Source organism: Arthrobacter sp. 135MFCol5.1, assembly GCF_000374865.1.
GTDB lineage: Bacteria > Actinomycetota > Actinomycetes > Actinomycetales > Micrococcaceae > Arthrobacter.
This window is the reverse complement of record NZ_KB895454.1, coordinates 357,163-370,661: the sequence shown is the minus strand read 5'-3', so window position 1 is coordinate 370,661 and position 13,499 is coordinate 357,163. Positions and strand designations below refer to the sequence as shown.

Sequence of the window (13,499 nt, the reverse complement as noted above, 5' to 3'; positions counted from 1 at the left end):
TATCCGGGGGCCTACGCGACGCCGAGCGCACCCAACCGGCCGATTCCGCGCCGGATGCTGCACCGGGTGTGTGCTGCGGGAGCGAGGACGAGTCCCGCTGGTGGCACCACGTCACGGATCAGTCCGGTCCCGGCACATTCCCGGACTTCTTCTATGGCCGCGGCCGCCGACCGCTTGTTCGTGAACGGGCCGGAGACAGCCAGAACGTGGCCGTCCGGCATCACAAGCCGGAATCGGATCCTGGCGGATGTACAACCACAGCGGTGTTCCGGCCCAGACCACCATTCCAGAGGACACGGCCCGCGTTTAGGGCCCAAAGTCCCGGTTGGCCGGTTCCGGCTGCCGGGCAGGGCCCACGGCAGGGCGCCGAATACCAAGGCCACCAGCGGCAGGCTCCCGTCAAAGAGCAACACGCCCAGGCCTCTTCATGCCTGGGCTCCGCCATATGGGGCGCCGGCGTAGACAGCACCATTCGGCCCGGCTGTCAGGCGGTTCCGTTGGTTCACCCAAAGAGGTACCAAGTGCCCTGTTCTGTGGCGCCGGTCCTTGCACGTTTCCCGGGCCGCCGCTGAACCGGACTCCTCCCGAGGAACAGTGGGCCCCGGGCCTGCAGGCCAGCCTCCGCCAACTGCGCCGGGACATAGCCCGTGACGGGTGGCAACTATCTGCCCGCGGCACACAGCCCTGGGATCTGACCTTCAGCCGTGCCAGGAGTTGATCGACGGCGTCTGCCCTGCCTTAGGCAACGGGCCAAACCACCTTGGTCTGCCACGTGGCCGGATCCGGCTGCTTTTCCGGATCGCTCAAGTAGTATTCCCACACCATCCCGCCCGGGGTGGCGCCGTCTTCCTCCATGCGCTGCCGGATGGCATCGTAGGTGGTGCCCAACGTGTCATACGGGCCGCTGTGGATGGCCTCATACGCATCGGTGTCGGGAAGCGTCCCGCTGGCCACCTCGTCTGTTCGGTGAAAGCGTCCCGCGACGGGGAAACCCGCTTCAACGTCCACTGATTCGCCAGGCATACCGTGGTACAGCGCGAACGGCGGGCCTGCAGGGCTGGCTCCCTGCATCTGGACAGCCGCCATGACGGCACCGAAGGCCCTGCCAAAAAAGCCTGTCAGTGCGTCCATCGGGACGCGTTCGTGGACCACTGCCACAGCCTGCTCCGCAACGTGGGTCTTCCGCGGTTCCTGCCCATTTCCGTTCATGCCACCAGCATTGCCGCGAGGCCGGTTACATGACAGGGCCAAAGGTCACACCGCCACAAGGAGCGACGAGCCCGGTGCCGGGTCCAAATGCCCTACCCCAGGCAGTGCCGGACCGGTAGGTTCGGCTCTATGCGTGAACACCATCGGTACACAGCTTTGAAGTGTCCTGAATGAGGAAGCCGGCCGCCCCGCCCACGGCGTCGGGCGGGCGCCTCGATGGAGTTGACCCCGAAGGGCCCGCAAAGTCCCCCGCGGAGAAGGCGTGGCGATTCACCAAGCAGTATCCCGTCGTCGCGCTGACGTGCCTGGTGCTGGCGGCCACGTTGGTGCTGATGCAATCCGGCCTGGAACTGCAGGTCCGGATCCTGGCCTCTGCCTATGCCGCTGTGATCGTGGTACTGCGTTCCGCCGGGATGGTCCGCGCCCTGCGGGAAGGGCGCTGGGGGATCGACCTCCTGGCGCTCATGGCGATCGGCAGCACCGTGGCAGTGGGCGAATACCTGGCCGCCCTGGTGGTCATCCTCATGTTGACCGGCGGGGAAGCGCTCGAAAACTTCGCCCAGGGACGTGCCGCCCGGGAGCTGCGGTCCCTGCTGGACCGGGCACCCCGCTTCGCGCACCGCGAGCGAGCCGGCACCGTGCTCGAAGATATCCCGATCGGCGAGGTGGTGCCGGGGGACGTGCTGATGGTACGCCCCTCCGAGCTGGTGCCGGTGGACGGCACGCTGCTGTCTGAAACGGCCAGCCTTGACGAATCTTCGCTGACGGGCGAGAGCCTTCCCGTGGAACACGCAAGGGGGCAGGTGCTGCTCAGCGGATCGGTGAACGGTGTGGCAGCAATCCGCATGCGGGCATCGGCCACCGCGGCCGACTCCCAGTACAGCCGCATCATCGCCCTGGTCGAGGAAGCATCAAACAGCCGGGCCCCGGTGGTGAGGCTCGCTGACCGGTACGCCGTCCCCTTCACCCTCCTGGCACTGGCCATGGCCGCCACGGCCTGGATCCTGTCAGGTGAAGCGCTCCGCTTTGCACAGGTCCTGGTGGTGGCTACGCCCTGCCCGCTCCTGATCGCGGCGCCGGTGGCTTTCCTGGCCGGCACCAGCCAGGCCGCGCACAAGGGCATCATCATCAAGAACACCCGGACCCTCGAGCAACTTGCCAAGGCGCAGACAGCGGTTTTCGACAAGACCGGAACCCTCACCTCCGGGCGTCCCGTCCTTGACGAGGTCCGGGTGGCCCCGGGCAAGGGCGGGTCCCTGGGCAGCCACCGGATCCTGCAGCTGGCTGCCTCGGCTGAACAATATTCCTCGCACGTCCTGGCAGGCTCGGTGATCGAGGCGGCACGGTTGGCCAACCTGGAGCTCCTGCCGGTACAGCAGGCGGCCGAAACTGCCACCCACGGGGTGGAAGCTGTCTGCGGCGGCCGGCGCGTGGTGGTGGGCAAAGCAGCTTTGGTCAGCAATGTCTCGACCGGGTTCCGTGAAACACCGGTCCACAGCGGCCAGCTGGCCATCCACGTGGCCGTGGACGGCGAGTACGCCGGTGCGCTGGTCATGAAGGATCCGTTACGCCGCAACGCCGTGGATACCCTGGCACAGTTGAACTCCCTGGGAGTGCGGAACACCATGCTGCTGACCGGGGACGCCCAAGCCACCGCGGCGCACATTGCCGAGGAAGCGGGAATCGGCCGCGTGCAGGCGGAATGCCTGCCGGAGGACAAAGTCAACACCGTGGCCGCCATCCGGGAACGCCCGGTCATCATGGTGGGCGACGGCGTCAACGACGCCCCCGTCCTGGCCGCCGCCGAGGTAGGAATAGCCATGGGCGCCAAAGGCGCAACGGCCGCCAGCGAATCGGCCGACGTGGTAATCATGCTCGATGACCTGTCCAAGGTGGCCCAGGCCGTCGCCATCGGCAAACGGACGGTAGCCGTGGCCCTGGTGAGCATCTGGACCGGGATAGGGCTCAGCCTGCTCCTGATGGCCATCGCCATGACTGGGTACATTCCCGCCGTCGCCGGTGCCCTCCTGCAGGAGCTGGTGGACCTGGCCACCATCCTGAACGGCCTGCGCGCTCTCCACGGTGCCGACCCGACGCGGATGGCAGGCTCCAGGCGCCCTTCGCCTGCTGCCGGCGTTGTCCGCCCGTCAGCATGACTTTCGGCCCTTCCGCCCAAATGCACCAGCGGCCAACGTGGTGGTATGAACGCAGAAACAGTGGCCAAGCCCGTCATCGTTGGCGTGGACGGTTCCGAATATTCCTCCGCCGCCCTGCGGTATGCCGGCAAGCTGGCCGCCCGCCTGGGGACCCGCCTTGAGGTCATCACATGCGTCGGGATGCCCGACTACCTGGTGACCTCACGCCTCGAGGGGGCAGACCGGCAGTTCACCGCGAGGCTGGAGGACGCCGCCGAACGGCTCGTGGAGGACGCCCTGGGCCGGGCCTTCCCGGGCGAGCGGCCGGCGAACGTCGATGTGGACGTCAAATTCGGGCCACCGGCGAAGGTGCTGGTGGACGAAAGCCGCCGGGCGCAGATGCTGGTGGTGGGCAGGCATGGAGAGGGCGGCCTCCTTAAGCAGTCCATGGGGTCCGTCACCAAGGCGTGCGCAGCGCACTCCGCCTGCCCGGTGCTCCTGGTGGGCCAGGAGGCGGACGCTGTGTGAGGACCGCGGAGGGCCTGACATCTGCAAGGGCCGCGCAACTCCTGGAACAGGCCGGCCCCAACCAGCTGCCCACTGAAAAACCCGTCCCGCAATGGCGGAAGCTCTGGGCCGAGATGACGCACTTCTTCGCCCTCATGCTCTGGTGTGCCGCCGGGTTGGCCTTCATTGCCGACATGCCCCAGCTGGCGGTGGCGATCGTCGTCGTCGTGATCGTCAACGGCGTGTTTGCCCACATCCAGCAGGAACGCGCCCAGCACGCCGCAGCCAAGCTGCGCGCCCTGCTGCCGGCCGACGTCATGGTCCGCCGGGACGGGAAGGTGCAGACCGTCCACGCCAGCGCACTGGTGGTGGGCGACGTGGTCCTGCTCGCTGCCGGAGACCGGCTCCCCGCCGACATGGCCCTCATGCTGGCCTCGGCATGCGCGGTGGATGAATCGATGCTGACCGGCGAAAGCGAATCGGTCTCCAAAGCGGCGGGAGACCGGGTCTGGGGCGGCACCTTCATGGTCAACGGTTACGGGGAAGCGACCGTCACGGCGACCGGCGCCAACACCAGGCTGGCCGGAATCGCCGACCTCACCAGCAAAGCGGTTTCGCCCCCCACACCACTGTCCCTGGAACTTCGCCGGATCGTCCGGGTCACCGCGGCGATGGCGCTGGGAATCGCCGCCGTCTTCTTCATGGCCTCATTGCTGGTGGGTTTCCAATGGCGCGATTCGTTCCTCTTCGCCATTGGCGTTGCCGTGGCGCTGGTACCGGAGGGGCTCCTTCCCACCGTGACTCTCTCCCTTGCCATGGGCGCACAGCGGATGGCTGCACGCAACGGACTGGTGCGCAACCTCGAAGCAGTCGAAACGCTCGGGTCCACAACATTCATCTGCACCGACAAAACCGGCACCCTGACCCAGAACCGGATGAACGCCGTCGAAGTCTTCACCGCCGATGGATCCGTCCACGTGACCGGCGACGGGTATGGCCCCGACGCCGACGTGCAGGGACACGGAATGGACAAGGCGGCCGCCGCCGCACTCGCAGCACGGGCGGCGTCGCAGGGCCGGGCCGAGCTGCACGGCGGGCAGTGGCGCGCGCAAGGAGATCCGATGGAAGCAGCCCTGGACGTCCTGGCCCGCAGGCTGACTGGAACCGGACCCGGGGCAGCCCCTGCGCGGCGGTTGCCTTTTGACCCGGTGCGGCGCCGGGAATCTGCCCTTGTGGGAGCGGACCTGTTCTGCAAGGGCGCCCCCGAAACTGTGCTCCCGGTGTGCGGCTCCGTGCCGCCGCACGTCAAGGAACATGTTGAAGTGATGGCATCACGTGGCTTGCGCGTCATCGCCGTGGCGCGGCGGAGACTCGGGGGAGTGCCGGCAACATGGCAGACCGGCACGCCGGCCGACCTCGAAACCGGGCTGGAATTCCTCGGCCTGATTGGCCTCCAGGATCCGCCTCGCCCCGATGTGGGCGACGTGATTGGGACTGCGCGCCGGGCCGGCCTGAAGATCGCCATGATTACCGGTGACCACCCGGGGACCGCGGCAGCGATTGCCCGCCAAATCGGTCTGACGGGATCACCCGAATGTGTCCTTGAAGGTTCGGACCTTCCCGCGGACGACCAGGTTCTGGGGGCCCTTTTGGACCGGGACGGGGTAGTAGTCAGCAGGGTATCGCCCGAGCAGAAGCTCCGCGTCGCCAGGGCCCTGCAGGCCCGTGGGCATGTGGTGGCCATGACCGGCGACGGCGTCAACGACGGCCCTGCCCTCCGCGAAGCCGATATCGGCGTGGCCATGGGGCTCAGCGGGACCGACGTGGCGCGGGAGGCGTCGGACCTGGTGCTCCTTGACGACCACTTCGGCACCATCGTCGCAGCCATCGAGCAGGGCCGTGCCACCTACGCCAACATCCACCGCTTCCTCACCTACCACCTCACTGACAATGTGGCGGAACTGACCCCCTTCGTCATTTGGGCACTTTCCGGCGGGCAGTTTCCGCTGGCGTTGGGGGTGCTCCAGATCCTTGCCCTGGACATTGGCACCGACCTGCTGCCGGCCCTGGCGCTCGGGGCGGAGGCGCCGGGCAAACGTGTCCTGTCCCGTCCGCCCGAACGCCGGCACCTCATGGACAGGCGGCTGATCATCAGGGTTTTCTGCATCCTGGGGCCGGTGGAGGCCACGACGGAAATGGCGGTGTTCGCCGCTGTCCTCGCGGCCGGCGGCTGGACCCGGGGGCAACCACCGGCTCCCGGCCTCCTGGCGGCCGCATCCGGCGCCGCCTTCATGGCGGTGGTCCTGGGGCAGCTCGCCAACGCCTTCGCGTGCCGGAGCGCCACCGTGCCGCCGTGGAAGCTGGGATGGGGGACCAACAGGCTGCTGGTGTGGGCCGTGCTGGCTGAACTGGCCATCCTGGCAGCATGCCTCTACGTGCCCTATCTTGCGGCAGTGCTGGGCCAGGCCCCGCCTACCCCCATGGGCATGGCCCTCGCCCTCCTCGCCGCCCCCGCCGTCCTGGCAGCCGACTGGATCCACAAAACTGTCCGGAACCGCCTGCGGCCGGCCCAGGGGTCCGCTGTTGCGTAAGTACTGGTGCCGCTGAGGGGGCGGCACCGGGACCAAAGACTCTGCCTGCCCTGCCCGGCGGCCGCCAGAATCGAGCCATGAGTGCCCCCGCAGAAGCCGTCCTGGCCAACGTCAATGTCACCTGGATCGAAGACACCGGGCTCGCGGACATACCTTCGGTTGGCGGCAAGAACGCATCCCTGGGTGAGCTGAGCCGGTCCCTTCAATCCTCGGGAGTGCGGGTTCCCGAAGCATTCGCCACGACTGCCGCCGCCTACCGGACCTTCCTGGCAGCCAACGGCCTGGAACCGGGGATCCGGCAGCACATGGATGACCACCGCGCCGGCCGGGCAACGCTGCGCCAGGCGGGCGCAGCCATCCGGGAACTGTTCCTGCAAGCGAGTTTTCCCGACGCCATCGCCGCAGACATCCAGGAACACTACCGTGACCTGTGCCGCCGGACGGGGCAGGCCCAGGTGCCCGTGGCCGTGCGCAGCAGCGCCACGGCAGAGGACCTGCCCGATGCCAGCTTCGCCGGGCAGCAGGAGACCTTCCTGAACGTGGCGGGCGAGCGCGGCGTCCTTGATGCCTGCAGGCGCTGCTACGCATCGTTGTTCACCGACCGCGCCATCAGCTACCGGGAGATGAAGGGCTATGACCACCTGGACGTCGCCCTTTCCGTGGGGGTCCAAAGAATGGTCCGGTCCGACGTCGGCGCTTCCGGGGTGATGTTCTCGATTGACACCGAATCAGGCTTTCCCGACGTTGTGGTGATCAGCGCCGCCTGGGGGCTGGGGGAGACCGTGGTCCAGGGCACCATCAACCCGGACAAATACCAGGTGTTCAAGCCGCTCCTGGCCGACCCGCGGTTCAGTCCCGTCATCGAACGGGCCGTGGGCGCCAAGGAGCGCAAGATGGTGTACAGCCAGGGCGGTGATGCACGGACCCGGACCGTTGACACCAGCGAACGCGAGCGGCGCTCGCTGGTGCTGAGCGACGCGGAAATTGTCCTCCTGGCCCGGTGGGCCGCCGCCGTCGAACAGCATTACGGGCGGCCGATGGACATGGAGTGGGCAAAGGACGGCCTGACCGGTGACCTTTTCATGGTGCAGGCGCGGCCGGAAACTGTCCAGGCGCGCAGAAGCGCCTCCACCTTCCGGACCTACCACCTCCTGCACCCCGGCCCGGTCCTGGCAACCGGGGCGGCGATTGGCGATGCCATCGCCAAGGGCGCGGCGTGCGTGATCCGCGATGCGAAGGACATCGAGTCTTTCGTTGACGGTTCCGTGCTGGTCACCCGGATGACCGACCCCGACTGGGTGCCGGTCATGAAGCGCGCCGCCGGCATCGTCACCGATCACGGCGGGACCACGAGCCATGCCGCGATCGTCAGCCGTGAGCTTGGCGTGCCGGCCGTCGTCGGAACGCGCAACGCAACGGAGATACTGTCCGACGGCGCCCCGGTCACCTTGTCCTGCGCGGAAGGGGAGGAGGGGCGCGTCTATGAAGGACTGTTGGAGTACTCAGTGGAGGATGTGGACATGGCGGGTCTTCCCGCCACCCGAACGGATGTGATGGTCAACATCGCCAGCCCGGCCGCGGCGTTCAAATGGTGGCGGCTGCCTGCAGCCGGGGTGGGACTGGCCCGGATGGAGTTCATCATCAACAGCCTGATCCGCGTCCACCCCATGGCCTTGGTCCATCCGGAAAAAGTGACCGATCCGCAGGAAGCAGACCTCATCAAGCGGCTCACCAGCGGCTACGACGACCCGCAGGAGTACTTCGTGGACGTGCTGGCGACGGGAATCGCCAAGATCGCCGCTCCCTTCCATCCGAAACCGGTGATCGTCCGGCTCAGCGACTTCAAGAGCAACGAATACAGCCACCTGGTGGGCGGCAGGTTCTTCGAACGTCCGGAGGAGAACCCCATGATTGGCTTCCGCGGCGCCTCCCGCTACTACAGCAACCACTACAGGGAAGGGTTCGCCCTGGAGTGCAGGGCCCTCAAACGGGTCCGGGAGCAGGCAGGATTCCGCAATGTCATCGTCATGGTCCCCTTCTGCCGCACAGTCGGCGAAGCGGACCAGGTCATCGAGGCGATGGCGGAGCACGGCCTGGTCCGTGGCGCTGACGGCCTGCAGCTCTACATGATGTGCGAGATCCCATCCAACGTGGTCCTGGCCGAGGAATTCGCCAAGCGCTTTGACGGCTTCTCCATCGGGTCCAACGACCTTACCCAGCTGGCCCTGGGAGTGGACCGCGACTCCGAGGAGCTTGCCGGCCTCTTCGATGAACGCGACCCCGCCGTGACGGCGCTCATTGCCGAGGCCATCCGCAAAGCCCACGCGGCCGGCATCAAGATCGGAATCTGCGGGCAGGGGCCCAGCAACCATCCGGACCTTGCCGAATTCCTGGTCGGCCAGGGCATCGACTCCGTTTCGTTGAACCCGGACACCTACGTCAAAACAGTTCCGGTCATCGCCGCAGCGGAAGCTGCGGCCGGCAAGGCGTCCTAAGCCCGCTGGACAAAGTGCCTGGTCCCCGCGGGGGCCAGGCACCGACGTCGTCCGCCCGGCGCTGCTCAGCCCCTGGTGATGGGGATCTTCGACGCGCTGGCTTCGACCGCCTGGTCAGGCATCGGGGCACGGACCTCCAGGACGCCGTCCTTGTAGGCGGCGGTGACGTCCGCCTGTTGGACGCCACCGGGAAGCGGAATACGCCGGACGAAGGACCCGTACCGGAACTCGGAGCGGTAACTGCCCTTGTCCTTGTGTTCCTTCTTTTCCTCCCGCTGCGCCTTGATGGACAGCACGCCGTCGGAAACGGTGACGTCAACATCCTTTTCGGGGTCGATGCCGGGCAGCTCAGCCCGTACTACGAGGGTATTGCCGTCCACCATCTCCTCCACCCGGATGGCGGAAGTTCCCACGTCACCTTCAAAAAGCCGTTCGATGACGTCCAAGGGTGAGCGCCGTGAATCGAACCATTTCATCAGGTCAGTCATTACTGCCTCCTGCTCAAGTGGAAGCCGGACCATCGGATCGCCCGGCATTTCCACCATCCCCTCTTGGCAGGACAGCAGCCAGAGTCCAAGGTCCCAGCGCCGCTTTACCCGGCACGGGCGCGCCTGTGCCGGGTAAACCGGCCCACCCCTTCGATGGCCGCGCAGCCTGCCAGGCCAAACCCGACCGCGAGGGCCAGCAGGCCCGGGGGAGGCCAATCCACCCGGAAGAAATGCCGGGTCAGGGGCACACTGAACAGGAGGACCAGGCCCGCGTACATACCGGCCAGGATCAGGACCTTGGTGCCGTTGAGCGGCCGGGACGCCATCACCAGGATCCACGCAGCCAACAGACCCAAGGTTACGGTGGCTGCGGACTGCGCGTTCTCCCGGGTGTGCCCGCCGAAGCCTGTGGCGAGTGCACTGACGGCCAAAACGCACACGGCGGTGCAGAACCCCGCCGGCACGGCAAAGGCCAGGGAACGGCGGAGGAACCCGGGGGCGTAGCGCTCGCCGCCCGGCTGCAGGGCCAGGAAGAAGGCCGGCAGGCCGATGGTCAAGCCGTCGAGTGCGGACAACTGCCGTGGCAGGAACGGAAAGGCCAGCAGCAGGATGCCGCACACCACGGAGATGACCGTGGCGTAGACGGTCTTGCTGAGGAATACCAAGGAAACCCGCTCGATATTGCTGATCGCCCGGCGCCCCTCATCCACCACCGCGGGCAGCCTTTCGAAGCGGCCGTCAAGGAGAACCAGCCGGGCCACCGCCTTGGTGGCCGGCGAGGCCGAGTCCATGGCGATGCCCAGGTCCGCCTCTTTCAGTGCCAGGACGTCGTTTACGCCGTCTCCGGTCATGGCCACCGTGTGCCCGCGCCGCTTCAGGGCCCTGACCAGATCCCGCTTTTGGGACGGCGTGACGCTGCCAAAGAGGCTCTGCGCGTCCACTATGTCCTCCAGTTGGGCCGGATCCCCGGGAAGGAGGCGTGCGTCGTACGCGGCCCCGTTGCCGAAGCCAACTCCCCGTGCCAGGGCCGCCACCGTCCGGGGGTCGTCGCCGGAGATGATCTTCACGGTGACGCCTTGCCGTCGGAAGTAGTCCAGTGTCGCGGCGGCGTCCGCCCGGATTCTTTCGCGGAAAGTTATCAGCAGCACCGGCTCCAGTGTCGTGGGGAGACCCGTCTCGCCCGCGTCCGGCGGCAGGATGTCCGGAAGGTAGGCCAAGGCCAGCGTCCGAAGGCCGGTGGAGGCCAGGGCGGCGGCCTCCCCGTGTGCCGCCGCGCAACCAGGGGAGCCTCCGAGGACGGCGTCCGGCGCCCCGAGGATCCACGTGCCGGCCGCGCCGGATTCCGGCCCCACAGTGACAGAACTCCATTTCCGGGCGGACGAGAAGGGGATGGCGGACCGTTCCGCCAGCGGCGGGGCCGCGGGAAAAGCCGCACCAATGGCCGCTGCAGTGCTGCCGCCTTCCGATTGGGCCCCGAACCACTCCAGCACCGGCTGCCAGCGTGCTGCCCGGAAGGCCCCCTGAGCGTGGACGGCGTCGAACACCATGGAGCCTGAGGACAGCGTGCCCGTCTTGTCGAGGCACAGGACATCCACCCTCGCCAGCACTTCCACGGCCGCCAGCTCCTGGATCAGGACCTTTTGGCGTGCCAGCCGGAGGCCTCCAACGGCGAATGCCACGCTGGTCATCAGCAGCAGGCCGAGGGGGATCATCGCCATGATCCCGGCCACTGCCCCCACCACGGCGGGGATCCACCGCCCCGAGCCGAAGGCACCCGTCCACCCGCCCCGGTCCTGCATCTGCGCGTTTACCAGCAGCAACGCAGTGGGCAGCAGCAACCATGTGATGACGGCGAAGACCTTCCCCAGGCCCCTGCGGATCTCCGACGTGACCAGCGAGAACCGGCGTGCCTCCGCCGCGAGGCGGTACGCGAACGTATCCGGCCCCACCCTGAGCACGGTGGCCCGGCCGCTGCCCGCCAGGATCAGCGACCCGGAGAGCAGCACGGCGCCGCCCATCTTGGGAACCGGCTCGGATTCGCCGGTCAACAAGGATTCGTCCACCTCCAGTGAGGCTCCGCCCAGCAGCAGGAGGTCAGCCGTGACCTGGTCGCCGCCGGCCAGGACGACGGTGTCGTCGGGGACCAGCCCCGCCGACGGGATCCGTTCCCGTGCGCCGTTTCTTATCACCGTGTTCGTCGCCGCCTGCGTGATGGCCAACCGGTCGAGCGAACGCTTGGCCCGGTACTCCTGGACTATCCCGATCAACGAGTTGCTGATGGCCGACAACCCAAAGAGGGCGTCACGCCACTGGCCCAGGACGAACAGCAGGATGAAACAGCCGCCCACAACGGCGTTGAAAAGCGTCAACACGTTCGCCTGGACGATCGCCCGGACCGTTCGGCTGGTGGCCGTGGGCACGCTGTTGATCCGTCCGGCAGCGGTCCGCTCCTGGACTTCACCGGTTGTCAGCCCCTCACGGGCACGGCGGGCCTCCACATCGGGGGCGGAGGCCCCGGCTTTCCCGGCGGCCGGCATGGCATGCTCCACCAAGCGGGCGCGCTCAATCGCCGTGCTGCGGTACGTGCATCCGCGTGATGATGGTGGGGCATGGCGGCTGTGCCAGCACCGCGTGCACCGTGGAGCCCAGCAACAGCCGCTCGAAGCCGCCCTTGCCGCGGCTGCCCAGCACCAGCAGGCGCGCCCCGGAGGCGGCCCGGACCAGGGCAGCCGCGGGCTCCACGACGGTTTCCATCACCGTGTGCACGGTGAGGTCAGGGTAGTCCTGCCGCAGGCCTGCCTCCGTTTCGCCCAGGACAATCTGCTCCTCCTCGAGCACATGGGTGGCAAAACTGCTTGAGGGCAGTCCCGCCGCGATCCAACGGTTGGGCCCGGTGAACGCGTAGAGGACCGTCAGCTCCTCGCCCAGCATATCGGCCTCGGTGGCAGCGTAGGCCACCGCCTGCGTTGACTCCTCGGAACCGTCCACCCCCACGAACACGCCGCGGCCGGCCTCTTGCCCCCCGCCGATGACCGCAACCGGACATTCGGCCGTTGCAGCAGCCTGGAGGGCACGGTCTGTCAGTGCGCCACGTGAGTGGCCGCTGGTACCCAGGACAAGCATTGCGGCCTCTTTCGAGTATGCGCCCAGCGCCGAGCCCACCCCTCCTTCGAGGAGTTTCAGCGAAAGGCTCAGCCCCGGGTAGGCGGCACTGACCTTCTCGCCGGCCTCCTTGAGCAGGCCCAGGCCTGATTCACGCAACACCTCAAAGTAGGGCAGTACTTCGGAGGCCATCCACCGGTCATCGACCACGGTGACGACGGCGAGGGGAGCCTTGAGCCTGTCGGCCCGTGCGGCGGCCCACATCAGGGCGGCGTCGGACGCCGGTGTGTTGGTGATGCCGACGGCGATTGGCTTGGCAGGTGCCATGGGGGCCATCCTTTGGAGTGTTGTGGCGTTGGCTGGGGCGAGGTCGAAAGTCGGGTTCCTGGCCGCTGCGATCTTCAGTCCGCTGCCGGCTCCCGGGGCGGCCACCAGTGCGTAGGTGCCGCGATGACGAACCTCCGGCCGCTGATGTCGTGGGGCGTAACCCGGATCAGGGTGTTCTTCTGACCCGGTTGCCACGGTGAGAGTCCGGCATCCATGGCGTCCTGGGTCTCCTCGGCATCGGAAACCACTGTGGCGTGCCCCTTGAGGATGACACTCCACGCGATGGTTCCGTACTGGTTCATGCCGTCCGCCTCAACAGCCACGGCCTTGCCGTCGAAGGAGGAGAGTTTTGTTGCCCCACCCGTCCGCATCAGCAGGGTTCCGTTGGTGGTGACAAAGTTCATGGGAAAGTTCTCGACCGAGTCGCCGTCCGTGAACGCGATCCTGCAAACGGATGTGGAATGAAGGAGTTTCCAACAATCGTGGACACCGAGTTCCTTGATTTCCGGATCTGCCCCTGCTGTGTTCATGGCCGTAGCCTAGGTCCGCGATCATTCGGCCGGTAGGGGAAAAGGTCCCGCCGGTACAGGGGGCTGGCGGCGGTGAGCCGGACTCAGCGTCAACGGCAGGGACTGCCTGCCGTTG

The 13,499-nt window shown here is 67.4% G+C and carries 10 protein-coding genes; 4 read left to right on the top strand and 6 right to left on the bottom strand.

Going from position 1 to position 13,499, the window contains the following annotated elements; genetic code table 11:
- Window positions 1-11 precede the first annotated feature (11 nt).
- On the bottom strand, window positions 12-383 hold the full coding sequence (locus C563_RS20975) for a YegP family protein (protein WP_331271248.1): 372 nt from the start codon (window positions 381-383) through the stop codon (window positions 12-14).
- 355 nt (window positions 384-738) lie between these two features.
- Window positions 739-1,209 (bottom strand): GyrI-like domain-containing protein, encoded by a 471-nt coding sequence (locus tag C563_RS0107910; RefSeq protein ID WP_018761506.1) that lies wholly within the window; start codon window positions 1,207-1,209, stop codon window positions 739-741.
- 170 nt (window positions 1,210-1,379) lie between these two features.
- On the opposite strand from C563_RS0107910, the gene C563_RS0107905 reads away from it, so the two are divergent.
- The 4 genes from C563_RS0107905 (at window position 1,380) to ppsA (ending at window position 8,937) form a co-directional block, all read left to right on the top strand.
- Window positions 1,380-3,365, top strand: coding sequence for a heavy metal translocating P-type ATPase (locus C563_RS0107905; RefSeq protein WP_018761505.1), 1,986 nt, complete (start codon window positions 1,380-1,382; stop codon window positions 3,363-3,365).
- Between the two features lie 45 nt (window positions 3,366-3,410).
- Window positions 3,411-3,872, top strand: coding sequence for a universal stress protein (locus C563_RS0107900; protein WP_018761504.1), 462 nt, complete (start codon window positions 3,411-3,413; stop codon window positions 3,870-3,872).
- The gene (locus C563_RS0107895) at window positions 3,869-6,442 is read left to right on the top strand and encodes a cation-translocating P-type ATPase (RefSeq protein ID WP_018761503.1); all 2,574 of its coding nucleotides are present in this window, start codon (window positions 3,869-3,871) and stop codon (window positions 6,440-6,442) included. Before C563_RS0107900 ends, C563_RS0107895 begins: the two co-directional genes overlap by 4 nt.
- A gap of 77 nt (window positions 6,443-6,519) precedes the next feature.
- Entirely contained in the window at window positions 6,520-8,937 is a 2,418-nt protein-coding gene (gene ppsA / locus C563_RS0107890; protein ID WP_018761502.1) for a phosphoenolpyruvate synthase, read from the top strand.
- Between the two features lie 65 nt (window positions 8,938-9,002).
- On the opposite strand, the gene C563_RS0107885 is transcribed toward ppsA, so the two are convergent.
- The 4 genes from C563_RS0107885 to C563_RS0107870 all read right to left on the bottom strand — a co-directional run bounded on the left by C563_RS0107885 (window position 9,003) and on the right by C563_RS0107870 (window position 13,384).
- On the bottom strand, window positions 9,003-9,425 hold the full coding sequence (locus C563_RS0107885; protein ID WP_018761501.1) for an Hsp20/alpha crystallin family protein: 423 nt from the start codon (window positions 9,423-9,425) through the stop codon (window positions 9,003-9,005).
- Window positions 9,426-9,529: 104 nt separating this feature from the next.
- A complete protein-coding gene (locus tag C563_RS20970) occupies window positions 9,530-11,962 on the bottom strand; it encodes an HAD-IC family P-type ATPase (RefSeq protein WP_018761500.1) in 2,433 nt (810 codons plus the stop codon).
- A 25-nt stretch (window positions 11,963-11,987) separates the two neighbouring features.
- The gene (locus tag C563_RS0107875) at window positions 11,988-12,854 is read right to left on the bottom strand and encodes a universal stress protein (RefSeq protein WP_026264505.1); all 867 of its coding nucleotides are present in this window, start codon (window positions 12,852-12,854) and stop codon (window positions 11,988-11,990) included.
- 74 nt (window positions 12,855-12,928) lie between these two features.
- The gene (locus tag C563_RS0107870; protein ID WP_018761498.1) at window positions 12,929-13,384 is read right to left on the bottom strand and encodes a pyridoxamine 5'-phosphate oxidase family protein; all 456 of its coding nucleotides are present in this window, start codon (window positions 13,382-13,384) and stop codon (window positions 12,929-12,931) included.
- Window positions 13,385-13,499: the final 115 nt, after the last annotated feature.

Coding starts and splice junctions, on each gene's coding strand:
- C563_RS0107910 (WP_018761506.1), bottom strand. CDS start 1,209: ATGAACGGAAATGGGCAGGAACCGCGGAAGACCCACGTTGCGGAGCAG.
- C563_RS0107870 (WP_018761498.1), bottom strand. CDS start 13,384: ATGAACACAGCAGGGGCAGATCCGGAAATCAAGGAACTCGGTGTCCAC.
- C563_RS0107905 (WP_018761505.1), top strand. CDS start 1,380: ATGAGGAAGCCGGCCGCCCCGCCCACGGCGTCGGGCGGGCGCCTCGAT.
- C563_RS0107885 (WP_018761501.1), bottom strand. CDS start 9,425: ATGACTGACCTGATGAAATGGTTCGATTCACGGCGCTCACCCTTGGAC.
- ppsA (WP_018761502.1), top strand. CDS start 6,520: ATGAGTGCCCCCGCAGAAGCCGTCCTGGCCAACGTCAATGTCACCTGG.
- C563_RS0107875 (WP_026264505.1), bottom strand. CDS start 12,854: ATGGCACCTGCCAAGCCAATCGCCGTCGGCATCACCAACACACCGGCG.
- C563_RS20970 (WP_018761500.1), bottom strand. CDS start 11,962: ATGCCGGCCGCCGGGAAAGCCGGGGCCTCCGCCCCCGATGTGGAGGCC.
- C563_RS0107900 (WP_018761504.1), top strand. CDS start 3,411: ATGAACGCAGAAACAGTGGCCAAGCCCGTCATCGTTGGCGTGGACGGT.